Below are 14,120 nucleotides of genomic sequence, written 5' to 3' on the forward strand. Positions count from 1 at the left end.
AAGAAGGCGTGTGGGACGGCGGGTTCACCCGCCGGACGGCCGGCAGCGACAATCATGGTCTGCGTCGCGTATGCGCACTTCGTCCCGTGAACCCATTCCTGCCGCATTCCTCATCCGCGCGACGCCCGAGCGACGCGAACACGACGACCGCTCGATGCGCCGGCCCGGTGCACTTACCGAGTACACCACCAGCCAGGGGAGGGACAGATGACGCACTCATCTCACCAGCAGGAGATGCGCGACGCCGCCAGGCATGTCGGACGCCGCCGCTTCCTCACCGCCACCGGTGCCGCTGCCGCGCTGGCCTTCTCGGTCAATCTGCCGGCCGCGGGCACCGCGAGCGCCGCCGAGCTGGACGGCCGGAGGATCGGCGAGGACCCGTTCACCCTCGGCATCGCCTCGGGCGACCCGCAGCCCGACTCGGTCCTGCTGTGGACGAGACTCGCACCCCGACCGTACGAGACCGGCAGCGGACTTCCCCAGTCCCGTGTCGAGGTGAGCTGGGAACTCGCCCACGACGAGCACTTCTCCCGCATCGTCCAGCGAGGGTCGGCCACCGCCCACCCGGAGTTCAACCACAGCGTCCACGTCGAGGTCAAGGGCCTCGAAGCGGACCGCGTCTTCTACTACCGCTTCCGCAGCGGTACGTGGATCAGCCCCGCCGGCCGGACCCGCACCGCGCCCGCCCCCGACGCCCGCAACAGCGCGCTGCGCCTGGCCGCCGTCTCCTGCCAGGCCTACCACGACGGCTACTTCACCGCGTACAAGCACCTCGCCCAGGAGGACGTCGACGTCGTCTTCCACCTCGGCGACTACCTCTACGAGTACGCCGTCGACGCGACCGGCGGAGCCCGTAACTACACGGACCGCAAACTCCCCGCCCGTTTCAACCGGGAGACGGTCACGCTGGAGGACTACCGGCTGCGGTACGGCCTCTACAAGTCCGACCCCGATCTGCGCGCCGCCCACGCCGCGCACCCCTTCGTCGTCACCTGGGACGACCACGAGACCGAGAACAACTACGCAGGCGACACCCCCGAGAACGGCGTACCGCCGGAGGAATTCCTGCTGCGTCGCGCCGCCGCCTACCGGGCGTACTGGGAGAACCAGCCGCTGCGCACCCCGCAGCAGCCGAGCGGCCCGGACATGAAACTCTACCGGCGCCTGCAGTTCGGAAGGCTTGCCCAGTTCGACATCCTCGACACCCGTCAGTACCGCAGCGACCAGGCCTACGGCGACGGCTGGCACAAGCCCGGACCGGAGTCCGAGGACCCCTCGCGTACCCTGACCGGCGCCACCCAGGAACGCTGGCTGCTCGACGGCTGGCACGCATCACGGGCCACCTGGAACGTCGTACCGCAGCAGGTCGCCTTCGCCCAGCGGCGCGATGTCCCCACCGACGCCTATCTGCTCTCCATGGACGCGTGGGACGGCTACCCCGCCTCCCGGGACCGGATCCTGAAGGGGGCCGGGGCCGCCGGGATCGACAACCTGATGGTGCTGACCGGCGATGTGCACGTCGGCTACGGCTTCGACCTGAAGAAGGACTTCGACGACCCGTCGTCCCGCACCGTCGGTACGGAGATCGTCGCCACATCCATCACGAGCGGCAAGGACGGCACGGACAAGCCGGCCGGCTGGAACAACCAGATGCGGGCCAACCCGCACATGAAGTTCTTCAACGGCCGCCGCGGATACGCGGTCATCACGCTGGGCCTGAAGCAGGCGCGCGCCGACTACCGCACGGTGTCGGCCGTCACCACGCCCGGTGCGCCCGTGACGACGGCCGGATCGTTCGTCACCGAGGTGGGGAACCAGGGCCTCACGCCCGCGTAGGACCGACCGGCACACGGGGGGCGGGAGAAGGAGCGGAGCCGGGTGTGTGCCCGGCCCCGCGACGCCGCCCTCCATCTGCCGGTCGTCCTGGGCCCTTCGCGGACAGGTCCCGGTCAGACGAGGCCGTCGGCCGGGTAGCGGACGCCGATGCGGTCGCGTACCGCGTCGAGCGTCCGCATCACGGCAAGGGAACCGTCCAGCGGCACCAGCGGCGACTCCGTCTCGCCCGCCCGCAGCGCCCGCGCCACCTCGGCCTGCTCGAACTGCATCCCGCGCAGCCCCTCGCCCGCCGCCTGCGCGGTGAACTCCTCCGGCTCGTGACCTTCCCGGTGCAGCACGAACCGCTCCGGGAAGAAGAAGCCACGCGGGAAGTCGATCCGCCCCTTCGTGCCCGTGATCGAGGCGGTCAGCGGCGTGTCCGCGACGATCGAACAGTTCAGCAGCGCCGAGGCGCCCGCCTCCGACCAGCCCAGCAGCATCGCGGTGTTCAGATCGGCGCCCTCCGGGGAGAGCAGCGCGTCGGCCTGTACCCGGTCCGGCTCACCCAGCAGCAGATGTGCGAACGAGACCGGATAGACCCCGAGGTCCAGCAGCGCGCCGCCGCCCAGCGCCGGGTTGCGCAGCCGGTGTTCGGGACCGAAAGGACCCGCGAGTCCGAAGTCGGCCTGCACGGTACGGATATCGCCGATGGCGCCGTCCCGCACCAGCTCCGTCATGCGCCGGATGACCGGGTTGCAGTACATCCACATGGCCTCCATCAGGAAGAGGCCGCGGTCCCGGGCGAGCTTCACCAGCTCGTCCGCCTCCCGCGCGTTGAGCGTGAACGCCTTCTCGCACAGCACGTGCTTTCCGGCCTCCAGACAGAGCGCGGCCGCTTCCCGGTGGGCCGAGTGCGGTGTCGCCACGTACACCACATCGACCTCGTCGTCGGCGGCGAGATCGGCCCAGCTGCCGTACGCCCGGGGTATCCCGAACCGCTGCGCGAACGCCTTCGCCGCGGCGTCCGTACGGGATGCGACGGCCACCACCTCCGCGTCCGGCATCGACCGCAGGTCCTCGGTGAACGTCGCGGCAATACCTCCGGTCGCCAGCACGCCCCAACGCACAGCCCTGCTCATGCCTGTCATGCCTGCTCCCCAAAAAGGTCTCGACCAGTCCGGCTGAGCTGAGAGCATAGGGGCGGATTCAACGACATGGAGATGAGAATGCCGGAGAGCGGCGCAAGCCGGGCCCAGCAGGAACGTACACACATATCGACCACCCAGGCCGTGGCCGCGGAGTCGGCGGCCACCGGCACACCTCCCGGAAATCCGGCCGCCACCGACGCGGCCCGGCGCACCGGACTCCTCGTCACCCTGGTCCTCGGCGGCCTCACCGCACTGCCGCCGCTCTCCATGGACATGTACCTCCCGGCTCTGCCCGCGGTCACCGAGTCCCTGCACGCCTCCGCCGCGACCGTGCAGCTCACCCTCACCGCCTGCCTCACCGGCATGGCGCTCGGGCAGGTCGTCGTCGGACCGATGAGCGACCGGTGGGGCAGGCGCAGGCCGCTGCTCCTCGGCATGATCATCTATGTCGTCGCCACCGCGATCTGCGTCTTCGCCCCCACCACGGAACTCCTCATCGGCTTCCGCCTCCTGCAGGGCCTGGCCGGTGCGGCGGGGATCGTCATCGCCCGTGCCGTGGTGCGCGACATGTACGACGGCGTGGAGATGGCCAGGTTCTTCTCCACCCTGATGCTGATCTCCGGCGTCGCACCGATCGTCGCACCGCTGATCGGCGGACAGGTTCTGCGGTTCACCGACTGGCGGGGGATCTTCGCCGTCCTCACCGTCGTCGGCGTGGTGCTCACCCTGGTCGTCCAGAAGTGGCTGCACGAGACCCTGCCGCCGCAGGACCGGCACACCGGCGGCATCGGCGACGCGCTGCGCACCATGCGCGGGCTGCTCGCCGACCGGGTCTTCACCGGCTACATGATCGCGGGCAGCCTCGCCTTCGCCGCCCTCTTCTCGTACGTGAGCGCCTCGCCGTTCGTCGTGCAGGAGATCTACGGGGCCTCGCCGCAGACGTTCAGCCTGCTCTTCGGCATCAACTCGGTCGGCCTGATCGTCGTGGGCCAGATCAACGGCAAGGTACTGGTCGGCCGGATCAGCCTGGACAAGGCGCTCGCCTTCGGGCTCTCGGTCATCGTGCTGGCCGCGGCCGCGCTGCTGCTGATGACGTCCGGGGTCTTCGGGCACGTGGGCCTGGTCCCGGTCGCGGCCGGGCTCTTCGTGCTGATGTCGGCGATGGGGCTCGCGATGCCCAACACGAACGCACAGGCCCTGATGCGTACGAAGCACGCTGCCGGGTCCGCCTCCGCACTGCTCGGTACGTCGTCATTCCTGATCGGCGCCGTCGCCTCGCCGCTCGTCGGAATCGCGGGCGAGGGGACGGCCGTTCCGATGGCTGTCGTGCAGCTGGTGTGCGCGGTGGGTGCGATGGCCTGCTTCCTGGGGTTGTGCCGGCCCTGGCAGCGGGCTTCGTAGCGGGGCCGGGTCCAGCCCCACGTCCCGCCGCTGATCAGGTCCGGTCCGAGGTGGCGGGAGACGACGGAGACGATCGCCGGTACCGCGCCTTCCCCCGACGCGTGCTTGAAGGTGTGGACCACGCAGGTCCGCACCGGGTGCATCGGCCCGCCGGGGAATCCGCAGTCGTCGGCGTACAGGGGCCGGTGCCGCGGGTGTGCCAGGGCGAAGCAGACGAGCGTGTTTCCGCAGGCCCGGTCGGACCGAGCGGTACACCTAGTTCGCGCTCGGGTAGCCGATCAGATGCGAGCGGTCCTTCTCGTCCGTCCAGCGGAACAGGCCGACGCCGTCCGACGTCACCGCGCCCGGAATCCGTTGGTTCGAGGGCAGGGCACCCGTCGTGCCGCTCCTGATCGCCACCGCGACGGGGGTGCCGCCGCCGGCCAGTACGTCGGCCGCGTTGCGTGCGTTCGCCGCGCCGTACGCGATGCCCTCGTCGTTCACGGACGCGAGCGTCAGCGGCTTCGTGCCGTCCGCCCCCTCGAAGCAGAACCCCCGCTTCGTCAACAGGTCGAAGGCGAGCGGACCGGCCACCAGGAAGTTGCCCGAGGGCGCGGCGACCAGCTGCGGGTACTGGCCCGGCTTGATCGCAGGCTTGCTGCACTCCACCGAGGCGAGGGGCTTGCCCGTCTCCAGGTCCTGCACCGTCCACAGGTCATGGGTGGCGGCCCGCTTCGCCCCCTTCGCGAGCTGCCACTTCGCCAGCACCAGGCCCGGGACCACCGATGTCGGGATTCCGCTGAGCCGGTCGGTGCCCTTGGGGGCGACATTGCGGCTGAACCAGCCACCCTGCACCCAGAATTCCTTGGCCCCGCTGACCAGCAGGCCCTTCTTCGTCAGCCCGCGTACCTCGGTGAGCTGCTTGCAGGTCTTGCAGCCCTTCGGGTACTTGAGCGCGGGGGCGGTGATCTCCGACACCCGGCCGGTCACCGGGTCGACCACCGCGCTGTTCGTCCGGCCGTCGCTGATGAGGATGCCGGGGCCGGTGGTGGTGACCGTGGGGACGGAGTTCCACGGCACCTCGATGCGCCGCCGGGAGCCGTCCTGCACGTCGTAGACATCCAGCGAGACGATCGTGTCGGCGGGGGTCAGCGCGTTCTCGCCGACCTTCCCGTACGACCACGTCACGAAGTACTCGTGGTCGTCCACGGTGACCGGGAGGAGCCTCGGGAAGTGCTGCGGGGACGGGGGCCGCCAGCTCTCCCCGTGCCAGCCGGCCTCCCCGGTCTCCGAGTCGATGGTCCGCAGCTGGTACTTGGTGTCCGAGACCCGCACGAGATAGGCGAGGCTGCCCGTCGTCCGGGAGAGCGCGTAGTCGGGCGAGGTGCCGATGAGCTCCCAGCCGTGCTCGGTTGCGAACACGGAGGGGACGGTGAGCTGTGTCACCGGGGCCGCGCTCGCCTTGGCCCGCTTCTTCGGCTTGTCGGAGCTCTTCTCGCCGCTGCCGCAGGTGGCCAGCAGAAGCAGCATGGCAAGCACGAGCACTCCGCCGACCAGAACCAGGCGCACGATCTTCTGTCTCATGGTTTCCCTCGATGGGCGATCCCGACCTCGCGCCGGTCAGCGTAGCAACTTGCGCAGGCGCCGCGGCAGTTCGCATGCACTGCTGTTCGCTACGGGTGCCGGGTCGGAAGGGGGTCGGCCGCCTTTGCCTACAATTCGTCGGTGAACGCCACCCTCCCCACCGCGGAAACCCTGCGCGCGGCGCTGGCCGGACTGCTCGACGGGCTGCCGCCCAAGCAGGCCGCCCAGGCCGTCGACCGGCTCATCGCCAACTACCGCGGGACCACCCCCACGGACGCCCCGGTGCTGCGCGACCGTTCCGACGTCGCCGCGTACGCCGCGTACCGGATGCCCGCGACCTTCGAAGCGGTACGGTCCGCACTTGCCGCACTCCAGGAGGCAGCCCCGGACTGGGTGCCCGCCACGCACACCGACATCGGCGGCGGCACCGGAGCGGCGAGCTGGGCCGTGGCGGGGGCCTGGGAGGGGCCGAGGACGACTGTCCTGGACTGGGCCGAGCCCGCACTCGCCCTCGGCCGGGAACTGGCCGCGATCTCCGGCATCCCCGCCCTGCGCACCGCCGAGTGGCGCCGGGCCCGGATCGGCACCGGCCTCGAACTCGCCCCCACGGACCTGATCACCGTCTCCTACGTGCTCAAGGAGCTGACGGCGGACGCCCGCGCCGGCCTCGTCGACACCGCGGCGGCCGCCGCACAGGCGGTCGTGGTCGTCGAGCCGGGCACCCCCGACGGCTACGCCCGGATCATCGAGGCCCGCGACCGGCTGATCGCCGCCGGGCTGAAGGTCGCCGCGCCCTGCCCGCACGACGACGCCTGCCCCATCGAGCCGGGCACGGACTGGTGCCACTTCTCGGCCCGGGTCAGCCGCTCCTCGCTGCACCGGCAGGTCAAGGGCGGTTCGCTGCCGTACGAGGACGAGAAGTTCAGCTATGTCGTGGCGACCCGCTTCCGGACGGAACCCGTCCGCGCGCGGGTCACCCGCAAGCCGCAGATCCGCAAGGGGCAGGTGCTGCTGGACCTGTGCACCCGTGACGAGGCTCTGCAGCGCTCCACAGTCACCAAGCGGCACGGCGAGCTGTACCGGGCCGCCCGGGACATCGCGTGGGGCGACGAGTGGCCGCCGCACGACGTGGGTGAGTCCGGCGCCTGAGAGCGGCTGCCGGACCTCCGGCTACCCGCGCAGCTCCTGCGTGCAGCACTTCACGCTGCCGCCGCCCTTCAGCAGCTCGCCCAGATCCATCGGCACCGGCTCGAAGCCGCGCGCCCGCAACGGATCGAAGAGCCCCGTGGCGGCCTGCGGCAGCAGCACATGGAGCCCGTCGCTCACCGCGTTGAGGCCGAGCGCCGCCGCATCCGCCTCCTCGGCGATCAGTGCGTCGGGGAAGAGCCGCGCCAGCACCGACCGGCTGCCCGGCGAGAAGGCGCCCGGGTAGTACATGATCTCGTCGCCCGCGTCGTCGAGCACGGACAGAGCCGTGTCCAGGTGGTAGTAGCGCGGGTCGACCAGATCGAGCCCGACCACCGGGCGCCCGAAGAACTCCTGCGCCTCGTTGTGCGAGAGGGGGCTGGACCGGAAGCCCCGCCCGGCCAGGATGTACGAAGCGGTGACCGCGAAGTCGCCCTCGCCCTCGTTGACGTGGGCCGGTTCATGGATCGCGGTGAAGCCGTTGTCCCGGAACCACTCGCGATGGGCCCCGGCCTCCTCGTACCGCTCCTGGTACGCGAACCGGGCGCCGAGCACCCGGCCGTCGATGACGGTGGCACCGTTGGCGGCGAAGACCATGTCGGGCAGTTCGGGGCGGGGGGTGAGCAGCTCCACGGTGTGTCCGAGGGTGCGGTAACGGTCGCGCAGGTCCTCCCACTGGGTCTGGGCCAGGGGGAGATCCACAGGCTTGCTGGGGTCCATCCACGGGTTGATGGAGTACGTCACCCTGAAGTGGGCCGGGGCGCACATCAGGTAACGGCGGGGTGTGGCTTCACGAGGCAATGAGGGCTCCTCACGAAAAGCAGGGGTTACCTGCCGGGGGACTTCGCACGGGTCTGTGCGTGAGCCCATGGTCCACTTTCCGGGGCCCGCGCGCAGTGATCCGATCGGGTGGTTCCGCACGGTGATGAGACGACACGTATCGACTCGTGCCGCTGCTAGATTTGCCGGCATGGTAGAGAACCGGCCACCCGACCCCAGTCGCCGCAGCGAGCGCTCGCGCCGTGCGATCTACGACGCGGCGCTCGGCCTGGTCGGCGAGGTGGGCTACCCCAGGACCACCGTCGAGGCCATCGCCGCGCGGGCCGGCGTCGGGAAGCAGACGATCTACCGGTGGTGGCCCTCCAAGGCGGCCGTCCTCCTGGAGGCCTTCGTCGCTCTCGGTGACCGGGTCGCCGAGGAGAACGGCGCGGGTGACGCGCGGGGGCTCCCGGACACCGGTGATCTCGCGGCCGACCTCAAAGTCGTCCTGCGGGCCACCGTCGACGAGCTGACCGACCCCGCCTTCGAGGCGCCGACCAGGGCACTGGCCGCCGAGGGGATCGTCGACCCGCAGCTCGGCGCCGAATTCGTCCAGAAGCTGCTCGATCCCTCACTCCGGCTGTACGTCGCACGGCTGCGCGCCGCGCAGGAGGCGGGTCAGGTGCGCGCCGACATCGACCCGCGGATCGCCCTGGAACTCCTCGTGGGTCCGCTCACCCACCGTTGGCTGCTGCGCACCCTCCCGCTCACCCATGAGTACGCGGACGCGATCGTCGACTACACCCTGCACGGGCTGGCGCACCCCTGAGACGCACCCGTCATTTCATGACAAGAAGTGGCATAGTGCGCAGCTCGTGGCGTCGTCCCCCGTACCCCGCTTCGGAACTCCGGCCACCCGAGGCGCAGGATGGTGGGACCATGGGCAGGGCAACGCTGAGGTAAGGGGATTGATGGGCGCCGATTTCGGCCGTTATCGCGGCTCAGAGAGCAAATTTTCCCAATGGCTTCGCCGCCGACCCAAACCCCAGCAGAGCGAGGTCGACGACACCGCCCGGGAGGCGCTGCTCCTGGCTGTCGCCGAAGCCGGAATGCCGATCGCGCCCGCCGCCCATCCGGTCGGCTACCGATGTTCGTGCGAACGCATCGGCTGTCCCACCCCCGCCCGGCACCCCATCTCCTTCGCGTGGCAGACGCAGTCCACCACCGACCGTGCCCAGATCGAGCGCTGGGCCCGCAGCCACCCGCAGGCCAACTTCATCACTGCGACCGGCATGATCCACGACGTTCTCGACGTACCGCTGTCCGCGGGCAGCCAGGCACTGGAACGGCTTCTCGCCGCAGGCATCGACGTCGGCCCCGTCGCACGCTCCGGTGACGACCGGATGCTGTTCTTCACCGCCACCCGCGGTACGCCCGAGGACGAGGACGAGTGGTGGCCGTGCGAGCTGGACTGCCACCCCGAGACCATGGACGAGCATCCGGGACTGCGGTGGCACTGCCGCGGCAGCTACGTACTCCTGCCGCCGGCCAGGCTGCCCGGTGAGCTGGATGTGCAGTGGGTGCGGGGGCCGGAGAACCCGCTGCCCGATCCGCTGACGCTGCTGGAGACGCTCACGGACTCGTGTGCGCAGTACGCGGACGCGGCGGACCAGAGCGATCTGGACCATGACGCGGTGGCGTGGCCGCTGAGCCGCTAGCTCAATGACCGGGGCCGTCCGGTGGTTGCTTGTCAATCGCCGGACGGGCTCGACAATCGCCGGACGGGCCGGGCGGCGTCCTCGATCGCCGGACGGCTTGATTCTGCCCCGGTCACGACCCCTTCGCCGCCGTCAGGCCCGGCAGCCGGTTCAGTATGACCACCTTGCCGTCCCCGGCGCCCTTCTTCGGAACGAACACCAGCTGGCTGGAGACCCGCTCCTTGGTGAGGGTGGACTTCACCTCACCGGTCAGCAGCGCCTCCACATCCGCGTTGAGCGGCGGACGCAGGCCCTTTGCCGCGGTCTGCCGTTCGAAATGCTTGCTGCTGAAGAAGACCAGCGCCCCGCCGTCGTCCGTCTTCAGGCCGAGCGGCGCGAACGTACCGCTGTCCAGCGGCTGGTCGATGTACTGGTACGAGAAGCCCGCCCGACGGGTGGTGCGGCGAGCGTCCCGCCAGCCCGAAGTGGTGGTGCCGGGGGCGAAGACGTCCGGGGTGCCCTTCTGCAAGTACCCCGTGTACTGGGTGCCCAAGTCCTCCGGCGCCACGGCCAGTTCGGAGCTGTCCGCGGCCACCGGCTCGGCCAGGCCGTCGCTGTCCTTCGTGAAACCGGGCAGCTGGGACGGTGCGACGACCGACAGATAGGAGGTCTTCCACCCCGCGTCCGGCCCGGACTTGACGAAGGCGAGCAGCCAGCGGGTGTCCAGCTTTCCGCTGTCCTCGTCGCGGTTGGAGTCCGTGTCCGCGAGGAACCACCGCGGCCAGCCGGCCTTCTTCGGGATGAGATACCTGGCGTCGGTCAGCTCCAACGGCGTGTGGTTCGCGTTGCCGTCCGGATTGTTCTTCTGGCGTGCCTTCAGCCCGGCCTGGTTGATCGCGCCCAGCGGGCCCGCGACCCGGTCCGCGTCCAGAGCCGGGTCGTAGGCCTTGTCCGCCGCGTTGTACGCGGCGGTGAAGGCCTTCAGGGCCTGTGCGGCCTCAGACCTGGTTGCCGCCGGCACCACTTCCAGCTCGCCGTGCACCGTCACGCACCCGCTCGCCGTCATGGACAGCACCGTCGCCGTCGCGAGCCCCGTCGCCAGCCGAATCGGCCTCAGGCTTCTCATCCGTTGCTTTCTGCGCCTTCTGATCCGTCGCCCGCACTGACCGTCCGAACCCTACCGGGGCGAGGAACAGCGCGAGAGTGGGGATCAGATACAGCGCCCACACCGTGATCTGAAGAACGGTCGGGTCGGGCTGGAAGTTGAATGTGCCCTTCAGCAGCGTGCCGTACCAGCTGTCCGGCGGAATCGTGGCGCTGATGTCGAACGCCCGGTTGTGGATACCGCCCAGGAACTCGGCTTCCTGCAGGTCGTGGACGCCGTACGCGAGCACGCCCGCGGCGACGATCACCAGCATGCCGCCGGTCCAGGTGAAGAACTTCGACAGATTGATCCTCAGCGCACCGCGGTAGAACAGCCAGCCCAGCACGACGGCGGCCGCGATGCCGAGGAACGCACCGATCATCGGGTGCCAGCCGTCGTCCGCCGCATGCACCGCACGCCACACGAACAGCGAAGTCTCCAGACCCTCCCGGCCCACCGCGAGGAGCGCCGTGGCGACCAGCGCGCCGGTGCCCATCGAGAGTGCCGCGTCGAGCTTGCCGTGCAGCTCCGTCTTCAGATGCCGCGCGGTGCGCCGCATCCAGAAGACCATCCAGGTGACCAGACCGACCGAGATGATCGACAGCGAACCGCCGAGCGCCTCCTGGGCCTTGAACGTCATCTCCTGCGAACCGAATTCGAGGCCGGCACCGAACGCCAGGCTGACGACGACCGCGATACCGACGCCGATCCAGATCGGCACCAGTTTGTTCTTGTTGCCGGTCTTCACCAGATAGGCGATGAGGATGCAGACGACCAGGCTGGCCTCAAGGCCCTCACGCAGGCCGATCAGGAAGTTGCTGAACACGTCTCGGTTCTCCTTTTCTGCTTCGAGTCCCGTTACGAGAACAGCGCCCGGCCCCACCAGTCGTCCTTGTCGCGGACGCCCGGCGGGACAGCGAAGTGCGCCGAACCCACGTGCTGGATGTACTCGTTGAGTGCGTCGTGCGCCGCGAGGCGCCGCTGCAACGGAATGAATGCCTTGCGGACATCGCGCTGGTAGGCGATGAAGAACAGCCCGGCGTCGAGCCGGCCGAGGCCGTCCGTACCGTCGGTGAACGAGTAGCCGCGGCGCAGGATCGTCGCACCGTCGTTGCTGTCCGGGTGGGCGAGGCGTACGTGCGCGGTCGGCAGCATCGCCTTCAGGAACGGCTCGTCGTGCTCCTTGGACTTGCCGACCGCAGCTCCCTCGCCCTTGTCGCGGCCGAAGACGTCCTCCTGCTCCTGGAGCGAGGTACGGTCCCAGGTCTCGATGTGCATCCGGATGCGCCGGGCCACCAGGTACGACCCCCCGGCCATCCAGCCCGCGTCGTCTTTCCCGCCCACCCACACGTGCTTGTCCAGGGCGGCGGTGTCGGTGCCGGAGATGTTCCGGGTGCCGTCCTTGAAGCCGAACATGTTCCGCGGGGTCTGGGCGTCCGGCGTCGTCGAGGATGTCTTGCCGAAGCCCAGCTGGGACCAGCGGATCGCGGTGCGGCCCATGCCGATCCTGGCGAGGTTGCGGATGGCGTGCACCGCGACCTGCGGGTCGTCCGCACATGCCTGGACGCAGAGGTCGCCGCCGCTGCGCGCCGCGTCGAGGTTGTCGCCGGGGAACTTCGGCAGGTCGACGAGCGCCTCGGGCCGCTTGTCCTCCAGGCCGAACCGGCCCTTGGCGAAGAGCGAGGGCCCGAAGCCGATGGTGAGGGTGAGCCGGGACGGCTTGAGCCCCAGCGCCTCGCCCGTGTCGTCCGGCGGGGCCTCGGCGAGACCGCCGTACGCCCCGTCGCCGACCGCGTGACCGGCCGTCATCCGCTCGGCCGCCCGCGTCCACTCCTTGAGCAGCGCGATCAGCTCGGCGCGGTCCTTCGTCGTCACGTCGAACGCGGCGAAGTGCAGCCGGTCCTGTACGGCGGTGGCGATACCGGCCTGGTGTGCACCGTGGAACGGCACGGCCGCACCACTGTCCGCGGCCGGTACTGCGTCGCTCTCCGTACGCACCGCGGCGACCGCGCCACCGGCCGCGACCGCGCCCAGCGCAAGACCGGCGCCGCCCCAGCCGAGCAGTGCCCGACGGGACGGGGCACGGCCACCGGTCTCGGCAGCGGTTGCCCCGGCGGCGTCGTCCGCGGCGGTGTTCTGCGTCTCCTGCGACATCCCGAAGTCTCCCCGCTCGTTACTTCGTCACCGCGGCGGCGAGCTTGGACAGCGGCTCGGCCAGCGCGTTGACAGAGTCCGAAAGCTCCTTGCGGTCCGCCTTGCCGACCTTCTCGTACGAGGTGAACTCGTAGGAGGTCTTGTCCTTGCGGTACTTGTCCAGCAGCGTGTTCAGCGCCGCGAACTGCTTGTCCAGGGACGCCGTCAGCGCCGGGTCGTTCTTCGACGCGATCGGCTTCAGCAGCTCGTAGGACTTCTCCGCGCCCTCGACGTTGCCCTTGAAGTCGATCAGGTCGGTGTGGCTGTAGCGCTCTTCCTCGCCGGTGACCTTGCCGGTCGCGACCTCGTCGAGGAGTTCCTTGGCACCGTTGGCCATGGAGGTCGGGGTGATCTCCGCCGTGCCGACCCGCTTCTGCCAGTCGAGCAGGTCCTTGTAGAGGACCGGTGCGAGGGCCTTCTCCTCGGCGCCCAGCTTCTTGTCCTGCCACAGCGCCTTCTCCAGGCGGTGCCAGCCCGTCCACTTCTGGCCGTCCTCCAGGCCGTCCTCGCGGATGTCGACCTTCGGGTCGATGTCGCCGAAGGACTCGGCGACCGGCTCGGTGCGCTCCCAGCCGAGACGGGATTCGGCGTAGACCTTCTTGGCGGCCTCGATGTCACCGGCGGCGACGGCGTCCGTGAACTTCTTGGCCTTCGGCAGCGTCTCGTCGGCCTGGGCCTGGACGTAGGTGCGGTACTCCGCGACGGCCTTGTCCATCTCGGGGCTGCGCTCGGCCGCGTTGGCGCCGGTGACCTCGATCTTCTGCCGGATGCCGTGGCCCTTCATGCCGGGCTTGCAGGCGATCTCGTACGAACCGGCCTTGATCTCGGCCGTGATGTTGGCCTTGGTGCCGGGGCCGATGTTCTCGCGCTCGGCGACGATGCGGTCGTCCGGGAACAGGACGTAGACCTCGGTGACCTTGGATCCCTTGTTCTCCACGGCCAGTTCGATGTGACCGGCCGGGAGCTTCTTCTTCGACACCTCGCAGGAGTCGTCCTTCGCGACGACCTGGACGGCGCCGTCACCCTTGCCGTCGCTCTTCTCTGCGCATCCCGTGACGGCGGTCAGAGCGGCCACGGTGGCGGCAGCGGTGACGACGGAGAAACGAACGGCTCGCATACGGGCTCCACATGAGGACGAAGGAGAAGCAGGAGAAGAACGGGACAAAGTCAGGTGAGGCAGACCTAACTTAACCGAGGCTTACCTGAGCGATACCC

12 protein-coding genes are annotated in these 14,120 nt (G+C 69.8%); 5 read left to right on the forward strand and 7 right to left on the reverse strand.

Annotated features, from left to right (window positions below; genetic code table 11):
- Window positions 1–207 precede the first annotated feature (207 nt).
- On the forward strand, window positions 208–1,836 hold the full coding sequence (locus IEZ15_RS16135; protein ID WP_189277486.1) for an alkaline phosphatase D family protein: 1,629 nt from the start codon (window positions 208–210) through the stop codon (window positions 1,834–1,836).
- Window positions 1,837–1,949: 113 nt separating this feature from the next.
- Here the strand turns inward: IEZ15_RS16135 and IEZ15_RS16140 are convergent, their stop codons facing one another.
- On the reverse strand, window positions 1,950–2,954 hold the full coding sequence (locus IEZ15_RS16140; protein WP_189277487.1) for a Gfo/Idh/MocA family protein: 1,005 nt from the start codon (window positions 2,952–2,954) through the stop codon (window positions 1,950–1,952).
- Between the two features lie 87 nt (window positions 2,955–3,041).
- Between IEZ15_RS16140 and IEZ15_RS16145 the strand changes: the two genes are divergently transcribed.
- Window positions 3,042–4,364 carry a multidrug effflux MFS transporter gene (locus IEZ15_RS16145; RefSeq protein WP_114244243.1) on the forward strand — a complete coding sequence of 441 codons (1,323 nt, stop codon included), beginning with the start codon at window positions 3,042–3,044 and terminating at the stop codon, window positions 4,362–4,364.
- 255 nt (window positions 4,365–4,619) lie between these two features.
- On the opposite strand, the gene IEZ15_RS16150 is transcribed toward IEZ15_RS16145, so the two are convergent.
- The gene (locus tag IEZ15_RS16150; protein WP_189277489.1) at window positions 4,620–5,927 is read right to left on the reverse strand and encodes a hypothetical protein; all 1,308 of its coding nucleotides are present in this window, start codon (window positions 5,925–5,927) and stop codon (window positions 4,620–4,622) included.
- 141 nt (window positions 5,928–6,068) lie between these two features.
- Here IEZ15_RS16150 and IEZ15_RS16155 point away from each other — a divergent pair, with 141 nt between their 5' ends.
- Window positions 6,069–7,076, forward strand: coding sequence for a small ribosomal subunit Rsm22 family protein (locus IEZ15_RS16155; RefSeq protein ID WP_189277491.1), 1,008 nt, complete (start codon window positions 6,069–6,071; stop codon window positions 7,074–7,076).
- 21 nt (window positions 7,077–7,097) lie between these two features.
- On the opposite strand, the gene ddaH is transcribed toward IEZ15_RS16155, so the two are convergent.
- Window positions 7,098–7,913 carry a dimethylargininase gene (ddaH, locus tag IEZ15_RS16160; protein WP_189277493.1) on the reverse strand — a complete coding sequence of 272 codons (816 nt, stop codon included), beginning with the start codon at window positions 7,911–7,913 and terminating at the stop codon, window positions 7,098–7,100.
- Between the two features lie 169 nt (window positions 7,914–8,082).
- Between ddaH and IEZ15_RS16165 the strand changes: the two genes are divergently transcribed.
- Complete coding sequence (locus IEZ15_RS16165) at window positions 8,083–8,700, forward strand: TetR/AcrR family transcriptional regulator (protein WP_114244239.1); 618 nt, start codon at window positions 8,083–8,085, stop codon at window positions 8,698–8,700.
- 142 nt (window positions 8,701–8,842) lie between these two features.
- Window positions 8,843–9,589: a bifunctional DNA primase/polymerase gene (locus IEZ15_RS16170; protein ID WP_189277495.1), complete on the forward strand. Its 747-nt coding sequence runs from the start codon at window positions 8,843–8,845 to the stop codon at window positions 9,587–9,589.
- 112 nt (window positions 9,590–9,701) lie between these two features.
- On the opposite strand, the gene IEZ15_RS16175 is transcribed toward IEZ15_RS16170, so the two are convergent.
- The 4 genes from IEZ15_RS16175 to efeO are packed head-to-tail and all read right to left on the reverse strand — an operon-like array spanning window position 9,702 to window position 14,022.
- Window positions 9,702–10,634 (reverse strand): SCO2278 family lipoprotein, encoded by a 933-nt coding sequence (locus tag IEZ15_RS16175; RefSeq protein ID WP_189277496.1) that lies wholly within the window; start codon window positions 10,632–10,634, stop codon window positions 9,702–9,704.
- Window positions 10,567–11,538, reverse strand: a complete 972-nt coding sequence (gene efeU / locus IEZ15_RS16180) for an iron uptake transporter permease EfeU (protein ID WP_189277498.1) — start codon at window positions 11,536–11,538, stop codon at window positions 10,567–10,569. The genes IEZ15_RS16175 and efeU overlap by 68 nt, the downstream gene beginning before the upstream one ends.
- A gap of 32 nt (window positions 11,539–11,570) precedes the next feature.
- Entirely contained in the window at window positions 11,571–12,866 is a 1,296-nt protein-coding gene (gene efeB / locus IEZ15_RS16185) for an iron uptake transporter deferrochelatase/peroxidase subunit (RefSeq protein WP_189277500.1), read from the reverse strand.
- Between the two features lie 19 nt (window positions 12,867–12,885).
- Window positions 12,886–14,022: an iron uptake system protein EfeO gene (efeO, locus tag IEZ15_RS16190; protein WP_189277502.1), complete on the reverse strand. Its 1,137-nt coding sequence runs from the start codon at window positions 14,020–14,022 to the stop codon at window positions 12,886–12,888.
- Window positions 14,023–14,120: the final 98 nt, after the last annotated feature.

The organism is Streptomyces atratus (assembly GCF_014648655.1).
In the GTDB taxonomy this organism is placed as follows: domain Bacteria; phylum Actinomycetota; class Actinomycetes; order Streptomycetales; family Streptomycetaceae; genus Streptomyces; species Streptomyces atratus.

Excerpts from the sequence above, each read along its gene's own strand:
- IEZ15_RS16135 (WP_189277486.1), top strand. The coding sequence starts at position 208 with ATGACGCACTCATCTCACCAGCAGGAGATGCGCGACGCCGCCAGGCAT.
- IEZ15_RS16140 (WP_189277487.1), bottom strand. The coding sequence starts at position 2,954 with ATGAGCAGGGCTGTGCGTTGGGGCGTGCTGGCGACCGGAGGTATTGCC.
- IEZ15_RS16145 (WP_114244243.1), top strand. The coding sequence starts at position 3,042 with ATGCCGGAGAGCGGCGCAAGCCGGGCCCAGCAGGAACGTACACACATA.
- IEZ15_RS16150 (WP_189277489.1), bottom strand. The coding sequence starts at position 5,927 with ATGAGACAGAAGATCGTGCGCCTGGTTCTGGTCGGCGGAGTGCTCGTG.
- IEZ15_RS16165 (WP_114244239.1), top strand. The coding sequence starts at position 8,083 with ATGGTAGAGAACCGGCCACCCGACCCCAGTCGCCGCAGCGAGCGCTCG.
- IEZ15_RS16170 (WP_189277495.1), top strand. The coding sequence starts at position 8,843 with ATGGGCGCCGATTTCGGCCGTTATCGCGGCTCAGAGAGCAAATTTTCC.
- IEZ15_RS16175 (WP_189277496.1), bottom strand. The coding sequence starts at position 10,634 with ATGACGGCGAGCGGGTGCGTGACGGTGCACGGCGAGCTGGAAGTGGTG.
- efeB (WP_189277500.1), bottom strand. The coding sequence starts at position 12,866 with ATGTCGCAGGAGACGCAGAACACCGCCGCGGACGACGCCGCCGGGGCA.
- efeO (WP_189277502.1), bottom strand. The coding sequence starts at position 14,022 with ATGCGAGCCGTTCGTTTCTCCGTCGTCACCGCTGCCGCCACCGTGGCC.